General features: G+C 26.6%; 13 protein-coding genes. 12 read left to right on the top strand and 1 reads right to left on the bottom strand.

All coding sequences use genetic code 11. The features are described from left to right. Positions 1-10: 10 nt before the first annotated feature. The gene (locus AAQM_RS11330) at positions 11-907 is read right to left on the bottom strand and encodes a LysR family transcriptional regulator (RefSeq protein WP_128986456.1); all 897 of its coding nucleotides are present in this window, start codon (positions 905-907) and stop codon (positions 11-13) included. A 116-nt stretch (positions 908-1,023) separates the two neighbouring features. On the opposite strand from AAQM_RS11330, the gene AAQM_RS11325 reads away from it, so the two are divergent. The 12 genes from AAQM_RS11325 to AAQM_RS11270 all read left to right on the top strand — a co-directional run bounded on the left by AAQM_RS11325 (position 1,024) and on the right by AAQM_RS11270 (position 12,513). Beyond that, entirely contained in the window at positions 1,024-3,078 is a 2,055-nt protein-coding gene (locus AAQM_RS11325; protein WP_129094688.1) for an ATP-dependent helicase, read from the top strand. Between the two features lie 11 nt (positions 3,079-3,089). Next, positions 3,090-3,947: a tRNA pseudouridine(55) synthase TruB gene (gene truB / locus AAQM_RS11320; protein WP_129094689.1), complete on the top strand. Its 858-nt coding sequence runs from the start codon at positions 3,090-3,092 to the stop codon at positions 3,945-3,947. After that, positions 3,937-4,713, top strand: coding sequence for a 4-(cytidine 5'-diphospho)-2-C-methyl-D-erythritol kinase (locus AAQM_RS11315; RefSeq protein ID WP_228254501.1), 777 nt, complete (start codon positions 3,937-3,939; stop codon positions 4,711-4,713). Before truB ends, AAQM_RS11315 begins: the two co-directional genes overlap by 11 nt. Beyond that, on the top strand, positions 4,703-5,179 hold the full coding sequence (gene smpB / locus AAQM_RS11310) for an SsrA-binding protein SmpB (RefSeq protein ID WP_129094690.1): 477 nt from the start codon (positions 4,703-4,705) through the stop codon (positions 5,177-5,179). Before AAQM_RS11315 ends, smpB begins: the two co-directional genes overlap by 11 nt. A 164-nt stretch (positions 5,180-5,343) precedes the next feature. Then, positions 5,344-6,810, top strand: coding sequence for a cytochrome-c oxidase, cbb3-type subunit I (gene ccoN / locus AAQM_RS11305; RefSeq protein ID WP_129094691.1), 1,467 nt, complete (start codon positions 5,344-5,346; stop codon positions 6,808-6,810). 14 nt (positions 6,811-6,824) lie between these two features. Next, positions 6,825-7,490: a cytochrome-c oxidase, cbb3-type subunit II gene (gene ccoO / locus AAQM_RS11300; RefSeq protein ID WP_129094692.1), complete on the top strand. Its 666-nt coding sequence runs from the start codon at positions 6,825-6,827 to the stop codon at positions 7,488-7,490. A gap of 9 nt (positions 7,491-7,499) precedes the next feature. Further along, on the top strand, positions 7,500-7,724 hold the full coding sequence (locus AAQM_RS11295; protein ID WP_128986462.1) for a cbb3-type cytochrome oxidase subunit 3: 225 nt from the start codon (positions 7,500-7,502) through the stop codon (positions 7,722-7,724). Between the two features lies 1 nt (position 7,725). After that, on the top strand, positions 7,726-8,616 hold the full coding sequence (locus AAQM_RS11290; protein ID WP_129094693.1) for a c-type cytochrome: 891 nt from the start codon (positions 7,726-7,728) through the stop codon (positions 8,614-8,616). A gap of 1 nt (position 8,617) precedes the next feature. Next, positions 8,618-8,860, top strand: a complete 243-nt coding sequence (locus AAQM_RS11285; RefSeq protein WP_129094694.1) for a DUF4006 family protein — start codon at positions 8,618-8,620, stop codon at positions 8,858-8,860. A 102-nt stretch (positions 8,861-8,962) separates the two neighbouring features. Next, the gene (locus AAQM_RS11280) at positions 8,963-9,592 is read left to right on the top strand and encodes a hypothetical protein (RefSeq protein WP_129094695.1); all 630 of its coding nucleotides are present in this window, start codon (positions 8,963-8,965) and stop codon (positions 9,590-9,592) included. Between the two features lie 4 nt (positions 9,593-9,596). Then, positions 9,597-10,154, top strand: a complete 558-nt coding sequence (locus tag AAQM_RS11275; protein WP_129094696.1) for a hypothetical protein — start codon at positions 9,597-9,599, stop codon at positions 10,152-10,154. Continuing rightward, on the top strand, positions 10,144-12,513 hold the full coding sequence (locus AAQM_RS11270; RefSeq protein ID WP_129094697.1) for a PD-(D/E)XK nuclease family protein: 2,370 nt from the start codon (positions 10,144-10,146) through the stop codon (positions 12,511-12,513). Before AAQM_RS11275 ends, AAQM_RS11270 begins: the two co-directional genes overlap by 11 nt.

The following is a 12,513-nucleotide window of genomic DNA, read 5'->3' as shown; positions in this document are numbered from 1 at the left end:
ATACCTAAAACTATTTCATTTTTAGAAGATAATCAACAACATTTTCTATAAACGCATCATGTTTTCTATCTTTTCTATATGCAATATATAGTTTTCTTATCATTTTTTGATTACCTATTCTTGATTCATGTAAAGCACCTGCTTTTAGTAATGATTCTATAGCATTTCTTGATACAATTGAAACAGTTGGTGTTGAATTCTTATCTGAATGTAAAACAGTTTGAACTATTGTTGTAGCACTTGTCACTTCACTTGTTACATTAAAAGTATCACAATCAGGATAATTAGCTTTTTCAAGATTTTCTTTAAATAATAACCTAGTATTTGATTCAGGATTTCTACAAACCCATTTATAAGATAATAAATCTTCAGCTTTTGCTTTTGCTGGTAATTTTTGATTTGAAAAAATTACAATTTCATCTTCCATCCATTCTCTATAGATAATATCATCATTTGCAACATAGTTTTCAACTAAAGCAATATCTATTTTTTTATCTAACAAATCTTCAATAGCCTCATGTGAAACAGAAACATTTATAGATACATCGTTATGAATATTCTCTTTTAAATTGTTTAAAAATCTAGGTAAAATATAGTTTCCAATAATAAACGATGCACCAAATACAAAGGTAACATTTTTATTCATAATTTTTAGTAATTCTTTTTCTGCATTTGCAACACATTTTTCAATTTTTAATGCAATGCCATGTAGTATTTGTCCTTCTTTTGTAAGTTTAATACCATTTTTCTTTCTATCAACAATTTGAACATCTAAATAATCTTCGATAAATTTCATTTGTTGAGTAACAGCAGGTTGAGAAATACCAAGTTTTGCGGAAGCTTTAGAAAAAGATTTTTCCCTTACAACGGTAAGAAAAGTTTCTAGTTTTGCAAAATCAGTGAGCATTATTGTCTCCATAAAATAAATTATGATTATAATAACATTTATTTATATATAGAATAATTAAAAGGAATAATGATTTTATAAAATATATGATATAATAAATAATAATTGGAGAAAAAATGTCTGAAAATTTATTATCATCATTAAATGAATCACAGAAAATAGCTGCGCAACATATTGATGGACCTTTACTTATATTAGCTGGCGCTGGTTCTGGAAAAACTAAAACTATAACAACAAGATTAGCTTATTTAATCTCTATAGGAATAGACCCAGCATCAATATTAACACTTACTTTTACAAATAAAGCTGCTAGCGAGATGAGAGAAAGAGCTTTTAATATGTTTGATTCGTCTATAATCAATAGACTACCTTTGTTATGTACTTTTCATAAATTTGGATTGCTTTTTTTAAAATTCCATATGGATGAACTTAATAGAAAAAATAATTTTATTATTATTGATACGGATGATAAAAAAAGAGTATTAAAATCAATGGAAAAAGATATTCCTGCAGCTTTATTGGTTTCAGAAATTTCAAAATACAAAAATTCATTATTAACTCCAACTGAAGCAAAAAAAAATGCTCAATTAAAACTCTATGAACAAATTGCACAAATATATGAAGATTATGAAAATTATTTAGAAAAAAATAATTTAGTGGATTTTGATGATTTACTTTTACTTCCATATAAAATACTTAAAAAAAATGAGAATTTAGCCAAACAAATAAGTCAAAAATATCAGTATATTATGGTTGATGAGTATCAAGATACAAATGAACTTCAATATAGACTACTTAGACTTTTATGTTCAAGTCATAATAACCTTTGTGTTGTTGGTGATGATGATCAATCAATTTATGGATGGCGTGGAGCAACTATAAAAAATATATTGAATTTTTCAGAGCATTTTGAGAATACTTTAGTTGTAAAACTTGAAGAAAACTATAGATCAACAGATACAATATTAAATCATGCTAATCAATTAATTGAACATAATAGAGATAGATTAGGTAAAAAATTAGTAGGAACTAGAGTAAAAGGTGATGCAATAAGAGTTTATGAATCACATGATGAAAATGAAGAGACAAGAAAAATAATTGAAGATATTAAATCTCTTATTAACTCAGGAGAAAATCCTAAAAATATAGCTATTTTATTTAGAGTAAATGCACTTTCAAGATCACTTGAAGAAGGCTTTAACAAAGCAGGACTTAATTATAAACTTGTTGGTGGAATGAAGTTTTATGAAAGAAGTGAAATAAAAGATTTAATAGCATATTTTAGGTTATTGACAAATTCAAATGATAATTTCTCAGTAAAAAGAATTATAAATAAACCAAAGCGAGGTTTAGGAAAAACAACTATTGATAAACTTGAAGCTAAATCTATTGAATCAGGAAAATCAATATTTGATTTAATACAGCAATTAGAAGCTGATGAAATAAGTTCATTAGTAGGTAAAAAAAATGCAAGAACTTTAAAAGTATTTGAAGCTTCAGTTTTAGATTTAAAGGAGTTGTTAAGTGAATCTAAAATGAAGTTTTTAGATAGTTTTGAAGAAACTTTTGATTACAGAGCTTCATATGATAATCTTCCAGATGGATTTGAAAGACAAGCAAATATTGATGAATTTTACGGTTATATTAGAGATTATTTTATTCAAAATCCCAATTTAGATTTAAAAGATTTTTTAAATGATATTGCTCTTGAAAGCGAAAATGATGATTATAGTGGTGAAGCTGTATCTATGATGAGTATTCATGCTTCAAAAGGATTGGAGTTTAAAAAATTGTTTATTGTTGGAATGGAAGAAGGGTTCTTCCCATTAACAGGAGATGGGAGCGATTTAGAAGAAGAAAGAAGGTTAGGTTATGTTGCACTTACTAGAGCCATGGATAACCTTACTTTATCTTTTGTTCATTCAAGATTTTATAAAGGGAAAAGAACATCTTTAGTAAAAAGTAGATTTTTAACTGAGAGTGGTCTTATTAAAGGTAGTTTAACAATTGAAAAACAATCAGGATTCAAAAAAGGTGATTTAGTATCACATAAAATTTTTGGTATGGGAAGAATCGAAAAAGCTGTAAATGCTGGTAAAGATTATAAATTGACTATTAATTTTGGTGGAACTCATAGAGATATTTTATCTTCTTTTGTTGAAAAAATATAATTGGATAGATTTTGCAAGTAAGATATTATGATAAAGAACAAATAAATAAATTGTTGGTTGTAGATAAGCCAATATTTGTTAGTTCAAATCATTATTTAAATAGAATAAAAAGAAAATACAAAAATAAAAAAGCAGGATTTAGTGGTACACTTGATCCTTTTGCAAAAGGGTGTTTGATTGTTGCTTTTGGGCAATATGCAAAACTTTTTAAGTATATTTCAAAAACCCCAAAAACATATAAAGCTGTTATTTGGTTGGGTGCAGAGTCTTTATCTTTTGACATTGAAAATATTGCATCTATAAAATTAACAAAGCAATTGAATTATGATAATATAAAAAATAATATAGATTCTTTAAAAGGTGAAATAAAGTATTTACCACCAAAATTTAGTGCAAAAAAAATTGATGGTAAAAGAGCTTATGAACTAGCTAGAAATAATCAAGATTTTGTTTTAAATGAAACAGTTATGAATATATATGAAAATAGATTGATTTCATATAATCATCCTTTTATTACATTTGAAGTAACTGTTAGTGAAGGAACTTATGTAAGATCAATTGCCCAAATTTTACTAGATAAATTAGGTGAAATTGGTACACTATCTTATCTTGAAAGATTAAATGAAGGTAAGTTTTTTTATGAAAATGAAAAAGAATTGAATCCTTTAGAATATATTGATTTACCAATAAATAAATATTTTGGAACACAAGAGTGGTTAAACCAAGGACGAAAAATAAGTATTAATTATTTAGAAGACAAAAAAGATGGAAAATATCTAATTATTTGTGAAGATATTTTTTCAATAATTGAAATAAAAAATTGTGAAGTTAAATATTTATTAAATAAGGTTCCTAAATATGGAAAATAATATGATAAAAAAGTCTTATGCGAAAGTTAATATATTTTTAAAAATAGCTGGTAAGAGAGGAAACTATCATGAACTCGTATCAAGATTTGTACGAGTTCATAATTTGTACGACAAATTGTCATTTATTAAAACGCATAGGAAAGCATTTACAATTATAGGAAACTTTAGTTGCAATTTGGAAACAAATACTGTATACAAAGCATACAATTTAATAAAAGATTATGATGGAGTTGAAGAGTTTTTCTTAAATCATGAAATACATATAGAAAAAAATATTCCAGAGTTTGCAGGACTTGGAGGTGGCAGTTCTAATGCAGCTACATTTTTATTAATGGCTAATCAATATTGTAATTTAAATTTATCAAAAGATGAATTATGTAGTATTGCATTGAAGATTGGTGCAGATGTTCCTTTTTTTGTGTATCAATATGATAGTGCAAATGTTACAGGAATAGGTGAAATTGTAGAAAAGTTTGATGAAGAGATTTTAAATGTAGAGACAATTACACCGAAAGTAAAATGTAATACAGGAGAAATTTTTAAGATTTTTAGAGATAATTTTTATAAAGAGATTTCAAATGAGGATGCAAAAAGATTATTAAGTATGAAATCGTTGGAAATTTTGAAAGAGTTAAATATAAAAAAAGCAAATGATTTGTATGAAAGTGCACTAAGTTTGTATCCACAATTAGGTAGTTATGAAAAAAAAGATTGGTATTTTAGTGGAAGTGGAAGTTCATTTTTTAGGATAAATAATGGCAAATAAGAAAGAAACAAAAAAAAATTTGGTTTTTAAAAATAGAAAAGCATTTCATGATTTTACTATATTAGATAGTTTAGAAGCAGGAATAATGCTTGAAGGTAGTGAAGTGAAAGCTATAAGAGAAGGAAGAGTTAATTTAAAAGATTCATTTGTAAGAATTATAAAAGGTGAAGTTTTTTTATTAAATGCTCACATCTCACATTTAAGTACAACTCACAGTACATATAGACCAGATGAAAGAAGAGCTAGAAAACTATTATTACATTCAAAGCAAATTGATAAAATGTATTCAAAAGTTACTAAAGATGGAGTAACATTGGTGGCGTTAAAACTATATTTTAATGATAAAAATATGATAAAAGTAGAAGTTGCAACTGCACAAGGTAAGAAACTCCACGATAAAAGAGAAGATTTAAAAGCTAAAACAATGAAAAGAGAGAGTGAGCAAGCTTTAAAATCTTACAAATAAGATAATTATTCTCTTGTTTTATAAGTTAAAATTATAATAAAAATAGTCTTTTATTTGTTAATTTTTCGTTAATTCTTTTGTTAATTTTAAGTTTTTCTTAGCTATGATTACCGCAATGAGTGACAATTTTGTGACTTGTATATAAAATTAGTAGGAGGAGATTGATGCAAAACGGTGCACAAATTGAGTACGATTACTCAGTTGCAAAAGCCTTTACATTTGCAACAATTTTGTTTGGTATCATAGGTATGACAATTGGTGTTATACTTGCGTTTCAATTGGCGTTTCCACAGTTAAACTATTTAGCTGGGGAGTATGGTACATTTAGTAGATTAAGACCTTTGCATACTAATGCAGTTGCTTTTGGTTTTGCTCTAAGTGGTATTTTTGCGGCATGGTATTATATCGGACAAAGAGTTTTAAAAGTATCATTAAAAGAGTCACCTTTTTTAATGGCTATTGCTAAATTACACTTTGTTTTATATTTCATTACAATTCTTTTAGCTGTTGTTACACTTTTTATGGGTATTACAACTTCAAAAGAGTATGCTGAATTAGAGTGGCCATTAGATATCTTAGTTGTTGTTTGGTGGGTTTTATGGGGTATTTCGATTTTTGGATTAATTGGAATTAGAAGAGAGAGAACTCTTTATATTTCTTTATGGTATTTCATTGCTACATTTATCGCAGTTGCAATGTTGTATTTATTCAATAATATGGAAGTTCCAACAGCTTTAGTTTCTGGTTATGGTTCATGGATTCACTCTGTTTCTATGTATTCAGGTACTAATGATGCATTAGTTCAATGGTGGTATGGTCACAATGCAGTTGCATTTGTTTTCACAACTCCTATTATTGCTATGATTTATTACTTCTTACCAAAAGAATCTGGACAAAATGTTTATTCATATAAACTATCTATCTTAGCATTCTGGGGATTATTATTTGTTTATTTATGGGCTGGTGGACACCACCTTATTTATTCAACAGTTCCAGATTGGATGCAAACTATGGGTTCAGTAATGTCTGTTGTTTTAATTTTACCATCATGGGGATCAGCTATTAATATGCTTTTAACAATGAAGGGTGAGTGGCAACAATTACAAACAAATACACTAATCAAATTTATGGTATTAGCTTCAACTTTCTATATGTTATCAACAATTGAAGGACCAATCCAAGCTATTAAATCTGTAAATGCTATTGCACACTTTACTGACTGGATTCCAGGACACGTACATGATGGTGTTTTAGGATGGGTTGTATTTATGATTATGGCAGCATTATTCCATATGGTTCCAAGAATGTATAAAAGAGAATTATATTCTAAATCATTAATGGATACACAATTCTGGTTACAAACTACAGGTATTGTTTTATACTTTACTTCAATGTGGATTGCTGGAATTACTCAAGGTATGATGTGGAGAGCTTATGATGAGTATGGTTCATTAGTTTATTCATTTATTGATACAGTTACTGTATTACATCCATACTATACAATTAGAGCAGTTGGTGGGTTATTATACCTAATTGGATTCTTCTTATTTGCTTACAACATTTACAAAACAGTTAAATGTGGTAGAGTACTTGATAAAGAACCAGTAAATGCTACACCAGTAGCTGCGTAAGAAAAGGAGAAATTATGTTTCATTGGTTTGAACAAAGACCGTTTTTCTTTGCGGTACTAGTATTCGTTTTTGTTGCATTTGCAGGTATTGTTGAAGTTATTCCAGATTTTGCAAAACAAAGTAGACCAACTGTTGGTACTAAACCATACAGTGTTCTTGAGTTAGCAGGTAGACATGTGTATATTAAAGATTCTTGTAACGCTTGTCACTCGCAATTAATTAGACCATTTAAATCAGAAACTGATAGATATGGAATGTATTCTTTATCTGGTGAGTATGCTTATGATAGACCATTCTTATGGGGATCAAAAAGAACAGGTCCAGATTTAATGAGAGTTGGAAATTATAGAACTACAGATTGGCATGAAAATCATATGTGGGATCCAGCAGCAGTTGTTCCTGGAAGTATTATGCCTGCATATAAGCACCAATTTACAAACATAGCTGATATTGAGACAGCATATGCTGAAGCATATACAGTTAAAACTGTTTTTGCTACTCCATATGATCAAGAAGGTATGCCAAAACTTGGTTCATGGGAAGAAGCTAAAGCTGCTGCTTTAGAAGAAGCAAAATTAATTGTTGCTGATATGAAAGATGAATCAGTAAAACAAGCTGTTGCAAATGGTCAAGTTCCTGAAATAGTTGCTTTAATTGCATATTTAAATTCTTTAAAATAGGGGTTATAGATGGATTATGAGACACTGCTTACGGTACAAGGATATACTAAATTCTTTTTAGTTTTAATAGTATTTATCATATTTTATTCTTATGCTTATTCTATATATAAAAGACAAAGAACAGGTGAAAGAGATTTCGAAAAATACTCAAAACTTGTACATGATGACTCAAGTGTTTCATCTCCTCTAGAAGAAAGAAAAAAAGATAAAGATATAGATAATAAGGAGAAATAAGATGAAATCTATGGTTATAGGTGGAATAATTCTTATCATCGCTTTATTAGCAGGAACTTACTTTGCAGCAGGTGATGCTTTTAACGGTGATGATTATATTAACAGTTTAACTATGTTAGGTGCAGTAGCTATTATTACAATTACTGTATTCGTTGCGTTAAAATATGTTAATCAAATGAAAAATGATACGGCAAGTGGAGAGCTAGCAGAAGAGAAATGGGATGGTATCGGTGAATATAAAAACCCAATTCCAACAGGTTGGGGATTAGCATTTATCGGAACTATTTTATGGATGTTTTGGTATTTTACAGTTGGTTATCCAATTAATGGATTTTCACAAATTGGTCAATGGAATGAAGAAACTTTAGAATACAATGCTAAATTTGAGAAAAAATGGGAAAACCCATCTGAAGAAACTTTAAAAGCTATGGGACAATCACTTTTCTTAGTTCAATGTGCACCTTGTCATGGTGTAGATGGAGAGGGAATTGCTGGAAAAGCTCAAGATTTAACAAAAAGAATGTCTAAAGACCAAATTGTACATGTTATCAAAAATGGATCTAATTATTTAGCATCATCATATCCAGGTGGAATGCCTCCAATGATGTTAACTGAAGAAGCTGAAATTAATCAAGTTGCAGAATATATTGCAAATGGATTTAAAGGTGAACAACCTGCATCTTATGCTGTTTGTGCTGGATGTCATGGCGCTGATGGTGAAGGTATGCCTTTTGTTGCACCTAATATTAGAGCATATGATGATGCTTTAGTTATGGCTGTATTAAAAGATGGTAAAAAAGGGAATATTGGTTCAATGCCTAGCTTTAGTGGAAGACTTAATGAAACTCAAGAAAAAGCATTGGCTTCATACATCAGAAGTTTAGGAGAGTAATATGGCTGGTAATACACAAATGAACGAAAACGAAAGAGGAACTTTTAAACTACATGGTATAACAGGAATGTTAATAGCAACAGTGTTGTTATTAACTATTCTTGGAGTATTAACTTATAATGGAATAAAAGTACAACAAAATGAAGCTACAAATTTTTACCAAATTAATCAAGATTTAAATGGTCTAAAAATGAATAGTTCAGAAAATCATACACAATACCAACTTGTTGGTAATGGTAAATAAGGGGTAAAATATGGAAAAAATTATAGGTATTTTACTTGTAGTTGCAGCTGTTATGACTGCATACTATGGTTACTTTGATGCTACAAAAGTGTTTGTTGGTTAATGAAAAAATTTAATTTTCTTAAAGTAGGGGTGATTTTCTCACTTCTGCTTTTTTTATGCTCAAATTTACTGGCTCAAGATTTTATATTAAATGATGATAAATTAATAGATGATAGAGCAAAAATCAAAATAAATGAAATAGGTGCTGAAGTTAAATCTAAATTAGGTGTTAATATATATGTATATGCAAAATCTACTTTAGATTTAGGTGAAAATATTAATACAAAAGATAAGATAGAAGCTATAAAAGTTATTGAAAATGAAATTGTTAATACGCTTAATAAACCTTATGTATTATTAACTATTGCAGTTGACGAAACACATGTCAATCTACTTATTAGTGATGAACTAAAAAATATCCTTGATAAAAATGATATTTTAAATGGTTATGTAGTTCCTTTATTAGCTTCAAAAGATAAAAATACACTTTATGCAAAAGTAAGCGCAGCAACTTTAAATGGTTATGCTGCTATTGGTGATATTTTAGCAGAATCACGAGATATAAAACTTGAAAGTAGTATAGGAAATAGTGGTAAAGTTTCTAGTACTATTTGGCGTGTTACTATGTATACATTAATAGTTTTAGGATTATTAGCATATACTTATGCAATTTTAAAAAGAAGAAAGTAAAAGCATGAAAAGAAATTATTGGCCACTGTTTTTTATAGGTATTTTTAGTTTTGTTTTTTCTATGATTATTTGGACAGTAAAAAGTGCAATAAGTGTTCCTGTTATTGAAGATAGAAGCTTTATGCAAAAGTATCAAGATGTTGATGAAAACTATAATAATATGATGGAAGCAAATGCAGTTTTTCAATCTAAGTATAATTTTGAATTTTATATAAACAATGTAAAATTTGGATTAACAACAGATGATATAAAATTATCACAGAGAGTTTTAGAAAAATATTCAGAACATAAAAATATTTTAAAGGTTGGTCAAAATAGTTTAAAAGTAATTGTTACTGATAAATTAACAAATGAAAAAAAAGATATTAAAATTGAAATTATTGTAAGTAAAACTATTTCAGCTGATAGTGATACTATATTAGATAATGAAAAATTTACTAATATTGATGGAACTTTTAATTCAAGTATAGAAATAAAAGATGAAAATAACTGGCTTATTACAGGTAGTTTTATAGTTGATGAAAATGTAGGTTATATCTATATTAAGACAAATGCAATTTAAAAAAAAACTTTTAGTTTTCCCTACTTCAAGAGTAATACGTGAACTTATTTCAAAGCAAAAGAGTGAAAATACTCTTTTGCCTTCAACTTTAACAATTGATGAGTTTTTTAAAAAATCTATAACTTTATCTAATTTAAAATATTGTGAAGAAGAACAAAGAGTTCTTTTTTTAAATGAAGCGATAAAAAATATAGATATAAAAAAACTTGGAATTTCTGATAATTTTACAAAATTTCTAAAACAAAGTGATTATATTTATAGATTTTTTCTAGAGTTATCTAGTGAAAAAGTAGAAATATCTCAAATACAAGATGTAGATACTTATGATTTTTATTTAGAACATCTACAAATACTTCAATCAATAAAAACAAATTATATAAATATTTTGGAAAATAATAATTATGTTGATAGAATAAATATAGATAATCATTATAAAATAAATCAAGATTTTTTACAAAAATTTAATGAAATAGAGCTAAATTTTGAAGGATACTTCACAAAAATAGAGTTTGATATGATTATCAAGATATCAGAGCTTATTGATTTTAAGATTATTTTTTATTCAAACTCTTATAATCAAAAATCTTTAGAAGTGTTTAAAGATTTAGATTTAGAGATAAAATTAGATTATAAATATAAATTAGATTTGACGAATAAGAAGATTTTAGAAGAAATACCTATAATAGATAGATTAGAATTTTTAGAAACAAAGGGATTCTCTTCAAGATTAAATCAAATAGCATATATAAAATCATCTATACAAATTTGTATAAACAAAGGTATAAATCCTTCTAATATTGCATTAGTGTTACCTGATGAGAGTTTTGCTTCATATATTGAGTTATTCGATGATGAGAATTACTTTAATTATGCAATGGGGAAAAGTATAAGAAATACAAATCTTTACCAAATTGCAAATGCAATATATTTGTATTTAAGTGAATCTGAAATAAAAAATATATCAAATTTAGAATTTCTAAGAATTGATAAAAAAGTAATTGATGAAAAAATAAAGTATTTATGGAATAAAGTTATATCAAAAGAAAATTTTTTATTTGTTACTGATTTTATAAAATCAAAAGAGTTAAATGTAGAACTAATACAAAAATATGATGAACTTTTATATAAATTAAACATCATTCTTTTTTCAAGACAAAATAATATTTTATTAAAAGATGTATATAAAATATTTTTGCAAAAATTAGTAAAAATAACTTTAGATGATGTAAATTCTGGAAAAATTACAGTTTTAGGGTTATTAGAAACCAGAGCTATGGAGTTTGATGCTGTAATAATTTGTGATTTTAATGAATCATTTATTCCCAAAATCTCAATAAAAGATAAATTTTTGTCAACAAAATTAAAACAATTATCAAATTTACCAACACAGTTTGATAGGGAGAATTTACAAAAGTATTATTATAAAAGGTTAGTGAATTCATCTAAAAATGTTTTTATATCTTATGTTAATTCTGACATAAATCAGATTTCAAGATTTGCAAATGAACTTTTTGAAAAAAGAATTATTACAGATATAAATGATAATTTTTATAAACATATTTTATATGATAATCATAAAATATCACATTTTGAACAAGATATTATAGAAAAAATTGATTTAACAAAATTTATATGGTCTGCAACTTCTTTTAAGATATTTCTTCAATGTAGAAGAAAATTTTATTTACAGTATATTTTAAAGATTAAAGAACATACAATTTCTTTAAAACCAAAAGCTTATGAATTGGGTGAAATAATTCACTCTATTTTAGAAGATTTTTATACTTTAAATGATAATTTCGATGATTTGAATTTTGAAAAAATTGAGCAGTTGTTTACTAAATATCAAAGTAAGAATCCTTTTTTGATTTTAGATTTAGAGATCTGGAAAAAGAAACTTTATGATTTTTATTTATTAGATAAAGAACGATTAAAAAATAGAAAAATTATCGCTTTAGAAAAAAACTTTGATTGCTTATTTAATGGAATAAAGATTAAAGGTGTAATTGATAGAATAGATAAATACGAAGAAAATTATGAACTTATTGATTACAAAACTTCATCAACACTTAGTGTTGATACTTTGAAAAATTATGAAAAAAGTGATGATTTTCAACTAGAGTTTTATTATATTGCAATGAATCAGTTTTTTCAAACAAATAAGATAAAAGCTTACTATTACAATTTAAATGAAACTTCTTTAATTGAAGAAGAGGTCTTAAATGAAAAACTTGATTTATTGAGTCTAAAATTTGATGAAATAAAAGAGATTTCAAAAGGAGAAATCTCTTTTTCTAAATGTGAAGATAAATCAAACTGTATTTATTGTAGTTATAAAATTATTTGTAATAGGGAATAA

This window comes from Arcobacter aquimarinus (assembly GCF_013177635.1).
In the GTDB taxonomy this organism is placed as follows: Bacteria; Campylobacterota; Campylobacteria; order Campylobacterales; family Arcobacteraceae; genus Aliarcobacter; species Aliarcobacter aquimarinus.
The sequence above is the reverse complement of the archived record's forward strand: the minus strand, read 5'-3'. Positions and strand labels throughout refer to the sequence as shown.

Excerpts from the sequence above, each read along its gene's own strand:
- AAQM_RS11330 (WP_128986456.1), bottom strand. The coding sequence starts at position 907 with ATGCTCACTGATTTTGCAAAACTAGAAACTTTTCTTACCGTTGTAAGG.
- AAQM_RS11325 (WP_129094688.1), top strand. The coding sequence starts at position 1,024 with ATGTCTGAAAATTTATTATCATCATTAAATGAATCACAGAAAATAGCT.
- AAQM_RS11315 (WP_228254501.1), top strand. The coding sequence starts at position 3,937 with ATGGAAAATAATATGATAAAAAAGTCTTATGCGAAAGTTAATATATTT.
- smpB (WP_129094690.1), top strand. The coding sequence starts at position 4,703 with ATGGCAAATAAGAAAGAAACAAAAAAAAATTTGGTTTTTAAAAATAGA.
- ccoN (WP_129094691.1), top strand. The coding sequence starts at position 5,344 with ATGCAAAACGGTGCACAAATTGAGTACGATTACTCAGTTGCAAAAGCC.
- ccoO (WP_129094692.1), top strand. The coding sequence starts at position 6,825 with ATGTTTCATTGGTTTGAACAAAGACCGTTTTTCTTTGCGGTACTAGTA.
- AAQM_RS11295 (WP_128986462.1), top strand. The coding sequence starts at position 7,500 with ATGGATTATGAGACACTGCTTACGGTACAAGGATATACTAAATTCTTT.
- AAQM_RS11290 (WP_129094693.1), top strand. The coding sequence starts at position 7,726 with ATGAAATCTATGGTTATAGGTGGAATAATTCTTATCATCGCTTTATTA.
- AAQM_RS11285 (WP_129094694.1), top strand. The coding sequence starts at position 8,618 with ATGGCTGGTAATACACAAATGAACGAAAACGAAAGAGGAACTTTTAAA.
- AAQM_RS11280 (WP_129094695.1), top strand. The coding sequence starts at position 8,963 with ATGAAAAAATTTAATTTTCTTAAAGTAGGGGTGATTTTCTCACTTCTG.
- AAQM_RS11275 (WP_129094696.1), top strand. The coding sequence starts at position 9,597 with ATGAAAAGAAATTATTGGCCACTGTTTTTTATAGGTATTTTTAGTTTT.
- AAQM_RS11270 (WP_129094697.1), top strand. The coding sequence starts at position 10,144 with ATGCAATTTAAAAAAAAACTTTTAGTTTTCCCTACTTCAAGAGTAATA.